We start from the raw sequence: 12,254 nt of genomic DNA, 5'->3' as shown, positions 1-12,254 counted from the left end.
GCGCGGGGATCCGAACCTTGCCGCGCCCAGCGGGCACCAGGTCGCCAGCCCCCGCCCCTCGGCACCGAGCAAGCGCCGGGATCATCGTCGACGGGGAGCTGAAGCGCGGGCCGCTCAGGCAGCCGCGATGCGGGCCGTTCCAACCTTCTCAGCCGCTCGATGGCCAAGTTCGGCAGGAACAGCGAGACGACCCGTCTCATCGCTACCCTCCACAATCAGGGAGAAGGATGCCCCACCACGCTGGCGCGCCAGCTCAACCGACCAGCGCGGCCGCCCCACACCGGCGACGCTAAGCCGCTCAGAGGGTGCGGCGCCGATGCGCCACCGCGTCCACGCAGCCGAAGGCTCGTCCAACGGATCCTGGTCGCGCCCGCGCCGGCGGCGCAGCAGCAGCACCGGCATGTCCGCTTCGGCCGCGACCAGCTGCAGGCGCCGCGTCGCGACCATCGACACCCGGGTTGCCGCGGCTACGACGACAGACGGAGTGCCGTCCCGCAGCGCGTCCTCGATGACGGCCAGGAGCGCGACGTCGTCCCGCGGCTGCGCGTAGATCACGCTGGAAGGTGGCAGGCCTGCCTGGGCCAGGCCTGGGGCGTAGAGGTCGCTGCGGCAGCTCGCCCACAGCACCGGGCCACCCGCCTCCGCGGCTTCACGCGCGGCGATGCCGGCGAGGAACAGCGTGGTGGCTGCATCATCGACCATGGCGACGCTACGCGCGGACGCTTCGTGAAGAGCGCCGGCGCGCAGGCCCCCTGCCCCGAGCCGACTGTCGATCGCGTCGACGCCGAAGGGCAGCACCCGATAATCGGTCGCGGGCGTCGCGATCGTGCGGAGGTGCGCTATGCTGGGCGCGAGGGACTCGAGGGCGGCGGTCATCGTGTTCTAAGACTCTACTTGTTCGCTTTATGTTCCGTTACTGGGCTGATTCGGTCAAGGCGCGCTTGCAGCGATCTGTGGATAGAAGGAACGGACATGGAACAGAGGGCCCGGTAGGCGCGGAATCCGCTTCCCATGCCGAATACGCATCTGCCGCCCCGGCGCCGCGGTTGCGGATCGGGCGACGGATGCTAGCGTGCCCGCATGTGCAATCGAGCCCGCTTTGCCGGAGAACCAGAAACCCTCTTCGGCACTACGAGCGAGCTGTTCATTGAGCGGCCGCGGGAAAACACGTTCAACCCCGTCGAGCTGATGCCAAGATCCCGTAACTACGTGATACGGGAGCAGGACGGCAGACGTGGCTGGGACGTGATGACCTGGGACGTGCTTGGCGGCCAGGCAGCCTGGCCCATGACGAACGTAAGGAACCTCACTCTTCCGCAGTGGCGCCGGCTCGCGGAGAAGCCGGAAAACCGCTGCCTTATCCCACTCACTGAATTCGCCGAGTTCACACCAGAGAAGTACGACCTGGGAGACGGCAAGAAGCCGCTCAAGGGGGAGATGTGGTTCAGCGTTACCGATCAGCCGATCTTCGCTGTCGCGGGCTTTTGGCAGCGAACCGCGAAGGGCTCCGGGTTCACCATGGTGACATGCGATGCCAACGCACTGGTCGCGCCGATTCACCCCAAGGCGATGATCACGATCCTTGAGCCTTCCGACGTGGATCGATGGCTCGGTGGAACGTACGAGGACATCGTCGACCTGCAGCGGCCTTATAATGCCAGCCGCATGACGGTCGCTGGTCCGCTCTTCCCGACGCGGCAGCAGCCACCTTCGGCATAGACCTAGGCGCCGTCCGTCGCCGGCCTGGTACGGCTCCCGCGGCGCGCGTCCTCGACATCAACGTACGATGGCGGTCGCGCGCACTGCGATAGGAGCACGTTTGTTCAGCCGATCGGGGTGATGCGAGCTTCGAAGAAGGCCCAGTTGCCATCCTTGTCCTTGAAGTCCGGCCCGTCTGCCCAGGCTGATTTCAGGGACGCGAAATCGTGCATGAGGAACATCACCGTCTCGCGGTGCCCCTCTGAAATCGTGATCGTCTGATGCTCTTTCGCGTAGAGCTCAAACTTTGGATCTCCCGAGGGCCAGTCGTAGGTAAATACATCCAGCTCCGCCAGCATCAGAGACGAGGGTGGGTTCTTGAGGTAAATAGCCAGCTGGGGCCGCTCGATCGAGTATCCACTGCTCTCTTGCTTCTCGAAGATCAGATCGAACGCCGCGAACATGTAGTCGCCATCATCGAAATGCCCCATGCCTACCGATCTCGGGCTGGTGTACTCGATCCACCCTTTATCCGGGACGCTCGGTCGATCCGGTCTCAGTGTGAGCCACGGCGTTTTCAGGTCATAGGGCGTGGTCTTGCCCAGAAGCTTAGCGACGCGAGCACCTCGCGTACGCACCAGCTCGGCACTGCGGGCCTGATCGATCCGGACTTTCGTTGGATCAAACCGCTTGGTGGTGATCGTCCGTAGAATCCTCGGAGAAAGCATTGTCGAATCCCCCTGTTGAGGAATCGGAGTATCGCGGGAAGTACAAAGATCACCAAATGGATGTTCGACGTCTTAACACACGCGGCTACCTCGCTTACCAGAAACGTTATTCTGCTCGTCTAACTCCAGCATCGTTGATCTGATGCTCCGATGCCGATGCTTTCGACCATCGTACCAGTTGATATTCGGCGCCTATGCGTCGAGGCGCGCTGGCCCGTCTCGAAAGCGTCCGCTCGATAAATTGCCGCGCAGCAGTTTCCGATTCGAAGGACACGCGCAGACGCGAACCAGCAGCGCCGATGCGCCCCCACGCCAGCTCTATGATCCATCTTCCGAAAAGATCTTTGCTGACGGTGATCTCGTAGGCTCGCGCCAGGTTTTTGGCATCACAGCGAGCTTCGAGCTCGCATCGCCATTCGATCAGCTTGGTCGGCAGGTCCAGCATGGCTGGATCCTGCTTTGTTCTTCGGGGCGAAGCCAACCGAGACTTTGAATCAGTGGATCGTCAGTGATTCAGCTGTTCGATCAGTGCCTGATGCGCGCGCCCGGGTCGGCGACAGGCGCGGGGTGGCGAGGTTGGCATCGCCGGCCTAAATTCCGACGATGACAGCTCACCCCAACCCGTTACTCGATGGCCCGAGGCTTGCCCCTATTGCCGGCGGCAAACCAACCGGCTTAGTCGTGCTTCTTCACGGATACGGATCCAATGGCCACGACTTGATCTCGCTCGCCAGGGTGATCCAGCGCTCTCTGCCGGGGATTGCCTTCGTTGCTCCCGATGCGCCATCGTTGATGCCGCGGATGGCGAAAGCTCATCAGTGGTGGCCGATCGAGTCGTTCTCGCCAGCGGAGCGCGCGGCAGGCGTTGCAGGTGCAGCGCCTGATCTGGACCGATTTCTTTCAGACGAGCTGAAGTCCCATGGTCTCGGAGACGACCGATTGCTGATTGTCGGATTCAGCCAAGGCGCAATGATGGCGCTACATGTAGGGCTGCGCCGGCGGCACCCGATCGCCGGGATCATCGGCATCTCGGGGATGCTCGTCGACCCGGGGAGCCTGGAGGCTGAGATTACCAATCGGCCTCCGGTGCTGCTTATCCATGGGACGGCAGATGATGTGGTGCCGTTTCGATCCTTGGAGCTGGCAGCGAATGCGCTAAGCGCTGCGGGTGTGCCTGTCACAACACATGTGTCGCGCGGTCTCGGCCACTCCGTGGATCAGGACGGGCTTGCGGCGGCCGCAGCCTTCGTAGCTCGCGTGTTGCCCTGATGCGCGAGTGATTGGGCAGGCTCTGGGCCGTAAGCCGTCAGGCAGCTTTTTCGCGGGAAAATGACAAAGGGGATATAAGCTTGCGGCACCCGACTCGTGCTATCGGGTATCGCGTCCTGCCTGCCTGATATGGAACGGTAAGTACCAGCGGTTGCGCCTTAATGCGGCCACGGGCTCCGCGGGCCTCAATCCCTTATCGTTCACTCCTTTCTTTGCCTCGTTCTGGTGGTAATCCCAAATCCATGAGCCGCCTCTCATCGCCATTCGAATCGAACGAATATGTCCAGCTGCTTGAGACGCTGAAGGAGCGGATCCGGTCGTCTCGCCTCAAGGCTGCGCTGGCGGTCAATGAGGAGCTAATTCTCCTCTACTGGGGTATCGGACGAGATATTCTCCACCGTCAGGAAAGCGCCGGTTGGGGGGCAAAGGTCATCGATCGGCTGTCGGCGGACCTGAAGCGCGACTTCAGCGAAATGACCGGATTCTCGCCACGTAATCTCAAATACATGCGAGCCATGGCCGAGGCCTTCCCCGATCGCGAAATCGTGCAACGGGTCATTGCACAATTGCCGTGGGGGCACGCAATCACGCTTGTCGAGACGGTTAAGGATCCCGCTCAGCGCATTTGGTATGCCGAACAAGCAAGAGAGCATGGATGGAGCCGGAAGGTTCTGCATCACCATATCGGCAGCGACCTGTTCGGGCGACAGGGGAAGGCCATCACCAACTTCGCTCGCACCCTGCCCGCGCCACAATCGGAGCTAGCCCAAGCACTCATGAAGGATCCCTACAGCTTCGACTTCCTGGGCCTAGGTCCGGACATATCAGAGCGCGAACTCGAGCGAAGTCTTCTCGATCACCTTCGCTCATTGATACTCGAACTGGGCAAAGGGTTCGCTTTCGTCGGCAGCCAATATCATCTCGAGGTAGGTGGACAAGATTACTACCTGGATCTTCTATTCTATCACCTCCAGCTGCGCTGCTTCGTCGTCGTCGAGCTCAAGATCGAGGAATTTAAGCCAGAGTTCGCCGGCAAAATGAACTTCTACCTCTCGGCGGTCGACGATCTGCTGCGCCATAAGGAGGACGCACCAACGATCGGCATCATCCTGTGCCAGGGAAAGAACGCCGTGGTCGTTGAATATGCGCTGAGGGACTCTGCGAAACCCATGGGCGTGGCGGAATATAGGCTTTCTCAAGCGCTGCCCACTCCGCTTCAGGCGGCCCTGCCCACCGCCGAGGAGCTTGCCCAGGAATTTCCGCTTCTTTCCTTGGTGAAGCTACGGATCGACATCGAACGGCAACTGCGCGCGCTCGCCGAGGAAACCGGAGTGGTGTCCGAAGGGCCGATGGGACTGAACGAGCTGATTAGGGCTAGTGAGGGTGTGCGCCAGCTGCCGTCGACGGCCAAATTCATGCGGATCGTCGACGTTCTTCACAAGGCGGCCCACGGGGTTGAGGTGCCGAGGGACGATGCGGATACCGCGACCGAGATCTCTCAGCTCTTCCTCGCCGAAATTCAAGAGTATCGGGCGAGCCGCTAACGCTTAGGGCGCCTCGACGCCTGCGATCGCCGGGGATGCCGGGATCGATCGCGAATTGTACAACCGCCGCACCTGGGACTTGCCTGCCGTTCCGTGGCGGCGTGTTGAACGGCAGGTCTGGCCAGAACACGACGTCCGGCTCTTTCCCAACCGGCGGCGCAGACCGACGAAGAAGATTGGGTCGGCGAGGGGCGAGATGGCACCACTACACTCGCCTACACGGGCGCCACTGCTGGATCCACATCATTGATCGGCTCGAATGAGCGGTTGCCGCATAGCGACGACACAAGGAAACGGGATCATCAGCCAAGACGGTTAAGAGAGGAAAAGCCATACGCCACGATGTCGACCGGCTGGCGAGCATCGGCAGTCAGGCCGACTGCAAGGACCTTTTCAGGTTCGCTTGTCGCCTAACGACGGGTGAACAACTCGCCCAGGACATCCACAAAAGCCTCGGTCTCGACCCCTGAAAGGCTGCGTGCGAAATGTCGGGCCGCGATTTCCGCCTGCTCCTGCAGAAGCGGAAACGATCCTAGCCGGAGCAACGCCTTCGCCAAGGTACGAGTCCGCTCAATCGGATCCGCCACGAGCCTCGCGCGCCAAATTTCGATTTCGAAAAGCACCATGACATCGTCTTCATCTTCGCGGGGAGCCAGACGTGCGGCCTCGGCGTCGATCCGTACCCCCGCTTCTTCCCACCCATTCACCGCAGCCAACTGCGCGAAGGTCAGTAGCGCGTGGCGAGCCAGATCTCTGTCTGGAGAGTCGAAACCCAGGTCAGCTGTTGCGGAAGCAGCGCGAGCGACCTCGGCTAAGTCTGCTGGCAGCGGGCCGTCGCCAGTCATGTGCCGCATCAAATTCCAGGCGGCACGGCGCTGATCGTCGCCTGCTCCGGGCGATAGAAGCGCTTCCAATAGGCCTTGGGCGGTATCGCGGAAAAGGCCCTGGGCACCGGGCAATACGCTTTCGAACCCGGCACCGATGGTCTTGCCTAGGAGGCTGGGCAGCGAATTGTCTCGCGCCAGTGCATTGCGCGCCACTTCCAAGCGTGGAAGCGGCGCCGCGCCTTCTTCCGTCTGGACAACCAGGGCACGGAGGACCGAGTCGGCCCATACCTGATGCTCCGGGAGTGCCTGCATTCGAAACAAGGAAGGTGCGGCGACATGCGCGCGCAACCGATCTGGTGTCATCCAGCGCGGATTGGCCACGTCAAAAGCAAATTTGCTTTCACTTCCAACGATCACGCGCGGAGATACGAGCCGGTTTGCATTGAGCGATCCAATCACGCGATCGATCGCAACTCGCCCAGCCCCGAGAATCTCGGTGATCGCGGTCGCATGCGACCAGCACACCGCGATCTGCTGCGCCGCACTGAGTTCGGCCCAGCCGTCACGGGTCGGGCATTCGCTCGCGGTGAAGTCCGCGAGCGAAATATAGAGCTGCCATAGTGCGGCAGCTGGCTCGGACAGGGCCTGCATGATCAAGCGGCGCGCGCGCTCGGCCAGCTCAGATGAGCGCACCACGCCCAGCACAAGATCCGCTAGAAACAGCTGCACCCAAGGCGGAGATGTCTCCGGCTGAACGGCATCAAGCAGCGTGTTCAGCGCGTTATCGGCAAGTCCATCGATCGCCCGGCGGAGCGCTTCCGGCGCGGCGATCGGCAGCCCGCCCAAGCGCCGGAGTGCGATCGCGACTCCGCGCTCGGCGATGAGGCGTTCGGCCGCTGCCTCGATATCGGCTTCTAGGCGAAGATGGCGGACAACCTTTGCAGGCTCCTCCACGGCTAGGTTCCATAGCGCGAAAGGTCGGCGTTCGCGCGACAGGGTTTCGAGGTCCGCATATTCCTGCTGCTGAGAGGCTTGCGCACGAGCCATTGCCAGACGAACGCGCGCGATAACGTCGCTTTCGGAGCCCATCTGCGCGTTGAGCTGGGCCAGTCCCTCCTGCGACAGGTCGAGCATATCCGCACGATTGGTAAGAGCTCGGGCGCGGATGCCGGGATCATTGCTTGCCGCGCCGCGCACCCAGTCCTCGAGGCGCATTTTTCGTCCATCAAGCGTCAGTCGAACATGCTGGTTTTCTCCCTTCCCAACGAGCGCAATCGCAGCCACTTTGCCAGACATTGATTTAAGCTTGCGCGGCTTGTCCGACGCATGAATTACCGCATCGAGGAAATCACGCTCGTCGAAATCCTCGTCGTCGACCGACACCAGACCGTGCTCAGGCAGGTTGAGTGCCTGGCGAAGATCCTCGCGCCGGAGTAGCGACAATCGCAGAGAAGGCGGCATTGCGTTAATTAGGCCCGCCGCCAACACGCGCCAAGTACTATCAGCGGATATATCGCCGTCCTCGCCCGCGAGAAATCCGCTGATCATTCCTTCAAGTCCCTCCCGAATTTCGGGCCGGATCCGCAACATGTTCGCGAGATAGTGGCGCCAGAACCAGTCTAGATATGCAGCCTGGCGCTTGCCCTGATCCTTGCCGCGGAACAGCTGGATCGCCACCAAGACAAGACCGCCGGCATGCACGCCGAGGATGTGATCCGAGCGAGGATCGCCCGGTTCCATCAGGCCCATGGGGAAGAGATTGATATCGAGCGTGTCCACGATCCAGGCAGACGCTGCCTCCGCATCCGCAACGCTCCACGCTTCGTCGCGCCAGATCGCTACAAGAGCGTCACTAACCGCGTGACCATTATCGAGCAGGAACGGTACTTCTCCTTCGAGGCCCTGCTGTATCGCGGCGTGATCGGGCCATTGCAGACGTCTGCGATGGACAAGAGTGTGGCCGATCGCGCGGCGCAACTGCGCGAGGTCGGGAGTATCGTCAGTGACACCGGCTTTGGTCGCAGCGCGGAGATGGTGCGCTATCTCGTCTCCACGCTGAGGAAGGAACAACCAGCGTGCGGCGCGCAGGCGTTGCCGAAGCGCGAAAGACTCCGCTTCGCTGAGGCGTTTCGCGCGCACTAGCCCATCGATGACCTCGACGGTGGTGGCGATACGGAATTTCGGGTTATCAATCGACGAGGTGAAGCGGTCGTCGACCCAAGCGATGCCTCCCTCGGTGCTGAGCGCATGCATGACTTGCATAAAGCTTCGCCTAACCGGATCGATCTCGCGTTCGGAGCCGAAGCCTACGGTCTGATATGTACCGTCCTCGATCCCGGTGTTCACCCGCGTGATCAGCGCAGTCAAGCTTCCCGCCAGCCTGCGGAGCCTGCGTGCCTCGGCGACTTCATTACGGAGTAAGTCGATCTCGCCGCTATGCAAGCCAACTCGGTAGCGCTGCGCCAAGCCCCCAAGCAGATCGACCTCTTCGAGCAGGCCGGCCATGCCCGGCTCCAAGATCAGTACCGCACCCTCCTGCGGACGAGCGCCTACCGCGACCGGTGAGAGCGTGTCGCCGAGCTTCTCTCGCGCGGCCTCTTCCAGCCGCTTGTCTCGTGATCCGACCGCAAGCTCGAACAAGCGGGTAAAGGACAGGGTCGCGCTGGGTTCCCCGCCATCGCCTTCCCAAAGCACGCTGAAGGTGTCGAGCGTCGAAAGCGCTGCTTGGTCGGCGATCTCCCCAGCATCGACTCGCTCTATTACACCGCGAATCGCGTCGATGCGTTCCGGCTGCGAAGGATCGGCATCCGAACGCATCGCAAGCAACGCGGCGATCGCATCCGGGGCGATCCGGACCGGCGCGAAAGCGCGCTCGACTGCGTCGAGCATGCCCAGCCCGTGGGCGGTGAGCAGCGCGGAGATGTCGACAATGATCCTAGTACCGCTTCGCGCTTCAGGGATGAGGCACTCGTCGAACCGCCGGCCATAGCGTGCTGACAGCAAAGTTCGCGGCACGCCCGGGGCAGGAGGATCGAGCAGAGGCTCAAGATAAGCCGAGGCGAGCGTTCCAGTACGGAAGCCGGAGAAGATATGCACTGGGGCGTGCCCGTTGGCGTAGATCTCCATCGCGCGCTCGGCCTGTTCCCGACGCTCAGCCATCAACTTGATGACATCGTCGATCGTCACAAGGCGGACGCCGCCTTTGCCTGCCTTGCCAAGCGACTGAAGTCGACCGGCAAGCTTGCGCTGCTCGGCGCCGAGTTTCAGCCGGGCCGCCAGCTCGAACACTGCGGTCACATATTCGTCCGGTGCTTCGGCTGCGATCAGCCGGGTGATGGATCGCGCCGCTTCCGGATGTGACCAGATCAGCGCGCGGGCAAGCGCAACATGCCCCGGCGCGGGCGCGGTCAGCAATTGCGCATGCTCCTCATAAAGCGCCAGGGCCTGAGGTGCCGCTCCGATCGCAAGATGCAACTGAATTGTGTGCCAGATATCCTGCGTCTGGCCAGTCGTGCGCGCCAGCAAGAGGCTCGTGTCGCGAGCAGTGACGAGCGCCCCAGTCGCCGCCAGGCAATTGGTTCGCAGGCGCTCTAGCTCGACAGGGAGTCGCCGTTCCGGAAATGCGTCGACATGTTCAAGCGTCGCGAGAACGTCTTTAGGGCGCTCACATCGGTAGTAGGCAGAGGCCGCAGCGGCGATGGCCTCAGCGGTCCCAACTTGGTTTACGAGGAACGGCGCTGCTTTGGCGGCGCTCTTGTGCCAGCTGCTGTCCAGTAGCACCTGTGTCGCAGCCAGAATAAGCCGCGGGTCGCCGGAGGCGGCGACTTCGGTAGCGAGCAGCGCGGCAACCTCGTTCAACCGATGCTTTTTCGCACGTATGCCCATGGCGTGGCGCAGGCGGAGCCAGGGATGCGCTTTGAGCGCGGCCGTAGACGGCGTGCGGCGCGACTCCAGGTCGAGGACGGCAACCCAATAGCTGTAAATGGCGCCATGACCTGCATCTGTTAGCGCCTGACGGCCCTGCTCAAGCAGCTTGCGTGCAAGATCGCCCTTTCCGCTATCGTTTGCCAGCGCGATGCGGATTAGCAGCGTCTCAAAATCCGCAGCATCCTCGGCGAGTCGAGCATCGCATTGCGCGGCAGCGGCGGCACGATCAAAGGGCAATGCGCGGGCTAGCGCCCAAGTTAGAAGCGGGATCGGCATCGTGCCGGACGCTTGAAGGTCGGCCAGCAGCGCAACCGTTTCCGCGTGGCGCCACGGCATGCACACCAGCACCGCAAAGTGCCACACGACCATTGCCTCATGTCCTTCGAGGTCGGGCGATGCCATCAAATCCGCGAATATCCGCTCAGCGCGTTCGAGGTCGCTCCGCCCAGCATCGGACAGGCGCACAAGGGGTTGATCGATCGGTTGCGGCCATTCTCCGGTCTCGGCCTTGAGGGCCGGCGATAAGGCGCGATGGAAAACGCACATCGCCAATGCCTTGTGGCATTCCCGCGAGTCAGGATCGCGGGCTACGGCCCGCTCGGCCAGAGAAACTGCCTCGTCGCGATCACCCGCTACGAGCTTGGCTATCGCCGCGAGCCGTAACGTCTCCGCGCGAGGCTCCGCTTCCTCCAGAAAACGCTCAAGCGCTCCAAACGCGTCGAGCATCCGCCCCTCGCGAAGAAGCGCGACCGCGCGGACTTCTGCGAGCTCCACAGGCGCGTCGTCGGCGACGCTGTTGAGAAGCGCTTCCGTGCCTATCGTTTCCAAAAGAAGAATGGCGCGCTGACGCAGCGAGTCGCCTGCCAATGTATCCGCCTCGTCGAGCAATTGGCGAATGCGGACGGCGTTCCCTGGCGCCATGATCAATCCAGCCAGCAGACGTAATTTTTCCGCCTTTGTCGCGGGCGCGAGGGCCAACGCCGTTTCTGACCGAAGCGCGTACTCGAGCTCCGCGCGGACGGCCGCCACCGCGCCTGTTCGCGCGCGTCGCTTGAGTTCCTTGATCTCCGCCGATTCCGCCTGATTCAGGCGGGACACGAAATCCTGCAGCCGCAAGGCGCCTAGATTGATTCCCGACTCGAGGTCGCGCAGCAAGCCGTCCAACGGACCGGTAGGCTTACCGAATATCTTCTCATACCAGTCCTGCCCAAGATAGTTGCGCACGGCGGCCGGCGCGCCCGGCAGGTGATCATAGATCGTTGCTGCGCTCCACACCTCGAAGGTAATGCCGAGAGCGAGGAATCTGGCGGTTTGGGCGATGATCTCGTCTGCGGCTTGGCGGCTCTTGATGTTGCAGCCGACAAAGAGGACAAAGCGCTGCACATTCCTGTCGCGCCAATGAGACTCCCAATATTGGAGGAACTTGTCAGCCGCTTCGCGTATGTCGCTGGAACCGAACTTCTTTTCGGCCTTCGCCTGACCGACCTGCAGGTGATGGCCCTCCGGCCCGCGATAAAAGGCGACATGGTCGATGCCGAACTGCTCCTGGCCGTCCGGCGCGTACAAGGAGGTGCCGAAGATGTGCGGCTCGGTCTCGTGCAGCGCACGCGCGAAATGCTCGAATCGCCGCGGCCCGAGTTCATAGAAAGCGTGATCGCTTTCGGGATTTGCAGACAGTCGCGGTTTCTGGGGTGCACTTACCATGACGTCAGATGATCGACCTAGGATGAAGCGCGCAAGAACAACTCTGATTCTGAACAACGAATGTTGTGGAGAATGATCATGTGGGGCGGGCACCCATGCGCTACAGTTGAAATTGGCTGCCGGTTTGGCGGTACTCCGGGAGGCATATTCGGCGCGCCCACCGAACCTGGGGTTCAGACGTTATTGCCCCAACTGGCTTGCCGGGAATAATGCCAGATCCCGAACCGAGGTGTCCGATGTTCGATGTCGCGAGGCGCTTTGCCGATAGGCCGCTGCGCCGGACCCTGGGATCAGCGCCTAGCCTGATCTTCAAGACGTCGGCGGGGCTGCTCGACAGACGTTCGCCATGTCTTCGAAGCCGCCGGCGCTTTCCATGCACAATAGCCTGTGCACGATGAGAGGGAGGAAAAGGTGAATGGATGACGGCGTGTTGCAGTCAGCTCACTTCAAGGCGTAAATACGGCAGCTTCTATCAGGATCGGACGTTCGCTGTGGCCAAGCTGAATGGCCGGATTTGGTCGAGGCTGTGTAGAAACGCTCCCGAGGTGTAAGGCGCG

At 62.1% G+C, this 12,254-nt stretch carries 7 protein-coding genes; 3 read left to right on the top strand and 4 right to left on the bottom strand.

Annotated elements, in window-relative coordinates:
• Positions 1–114: 114 nt before the first annotated feature.
• Entirely contained in the window at positions 115–876 is a 762-nt protein-coding gene (locus B215_RS0116825) for a hypothetical protein (RefSeq protein WP_019370813.1), read from the bottom strand.
• Between the two features lie 204 nt (positions 877–1,080).
• Between B215_RS0116825 and B215_RS0116820 the strand changes: the two genes are divergently transcribed.
• The gene (locus B215_RS0116820; RefSeq protein ID WP_019370812.1) at positions 1,081–1,719 is read left to right on the top strand and encodes an SOS response-associated peptidase family protein; all 639 of its coding nucleotides are present in this window, start codon (positions 1,081–1,083) and stop codon (positions 1,717–1,719) included.
• Positions 1,720–1,823: 104 nt separating this feature from the next.
• Here B215_RS0116820 and B215_RS0116815 read toward each other — a convergent pair whose 3' ends face one another.
• Together B215_RS0116815 and B215_RS20340 are read right to left on the bottom strand one after the other, a co-directional pair.
• Positions 1,824–2,426, bottom strand: a complete 603-nt coding sequence (locus tag B215_RS0116815; protein WP_019370811.1) for a hypothetical protein — start codon at positions 2,424–2,426, stop codon at positions 1,824–1,826.
• 106 nt (positions 2,427–2,532) lie between these two features.
• On the bottom strand, positions 2,533–2,871 hold the full coding sequence (locus tag B215_RS20340; RefSeq protein WP_019370810.1) for a WGR domain-containing protein: 339 nt from the start codon (positions 2,869–2,871) through the stop codon (positions 2,533–2,535).
• A gap of 158 nt (positions 2,872–3,029) precedes the next feature.
• Between B215_RS20340 and B215_RS0116805 the strand changes: the two genes are divergently transcribed.
• Together B215_RS0116805 and B215_RS0116800 are read left to right on the top strand one after the other, a co-directional pair.
• On the top strand, positions 3,030–3,695 hold the full coding sequence (locus tag B215_RS0116805; RefSeq protein ID WP_026009359.1) for an alpha/beta hydrolase: 666 nt from the start codon (positions 3,030–3,032) through the stop codon (positions 3,693–3,695).
• A gap of 242 nt (positions 3,696–3,937) precedes the next feature.
• A complete protein-coding gene (locus tag B215_RS0116800) occupies positions 3,938–5,239 on the top strand; it encodes a PDDEXK nuclease domain-containing protein (protein WP_019370808.1) in 1,302 nt (433 codons plus the stop codon).
• 410 nt (positions 5,240–5,649) lie between these two features.
• Here the strand turns inward: B215_RS0116800 and B215_RS0116795 are convergent, their stop codons facing one another.
• Positions 5,650–11,697: an HTH domain-containing protein gene (locus B215_RS0116795; protein ID WP_019370807.1), complete on the bottom strand. Its 6,048-nt coding sequence runs from the start codon at positions 11,695–11,697 to the stop codon at positions 5,650–5,652.
• Between the last annotated feature and the right edge of the window lie 557 nt (positions 11,698–12,254).

The organism is Sphingomonas sp. ATCC 31555 (genome assembly GCF_000282895.1).
In the GTDB taxonomy this organism is placed as follows: domain Bacteria; phylum Pseudomonadota; class Alphaproteobacteria; order Sphingomonadales; family Sphingomonadaceae; genus Sphingomonas.
Note: the sequence above shows the minus strand (reverse complement) of the source record. Positions and strands in the feature narration are given on the sequence as shown.

What these genes read in the sequence shown, in the direction of transcription:
- B215_RS0116795 (WP_019370807.1), bottom strand. Translation starts at nt 11,697, where the DNA reads ATGGTAAGTGCACCCCAGAAACCGCGACTGTCTGCAAATCCCGAAAGC.
- B215_RS0116825 (WP_019370813.1), bottom strand. Translation starts at nt 876, where the DNA reads ATGACCGCCGCCCTCGAGTCCCTCGCGCCCAGCATAGCGCACCTCCGC.
- B215_RS0116815 (WP_019370811.1), bottom strand. Translation starts at nt 2,426, where the DNA reads ATGCTTTCTCCGAGGATTCTACGGACGATCACCACCAAGCGGTTTGAT.
- B215_RS0116820 (WP_019370812.1), top strand. Translation starts at nt 1,081, where the DNA reads ATGTGCAATCGAGCCCGCTTTGCCGGAGAACCAGAAACCCTCTTCGGC.
- B215_RS20340 (WP_019370810.1), bottom strand. Translation starts at nt 2,871, where the DNA reads ATGCTGGACCTGCCGACCAAGCTGATCGAATGGCGATGCGAGCTCGAA.
- B215_RS0116800 (WP_019370808.1), top strand. Translation starts at nt 3,938, where the DNA reads ATGAGCCGCCTCTCATCGCCATTCGAATCGAACGAATATGTCCAGCTG.
- B215_RS0116805 (WP_026009359.1), top strand. Translation starts at nt 3,030, where the DNA reads ATGACAGCTCACCCCAACCCGTTACTCGATGGCCCGAGGCTTGCCCCT.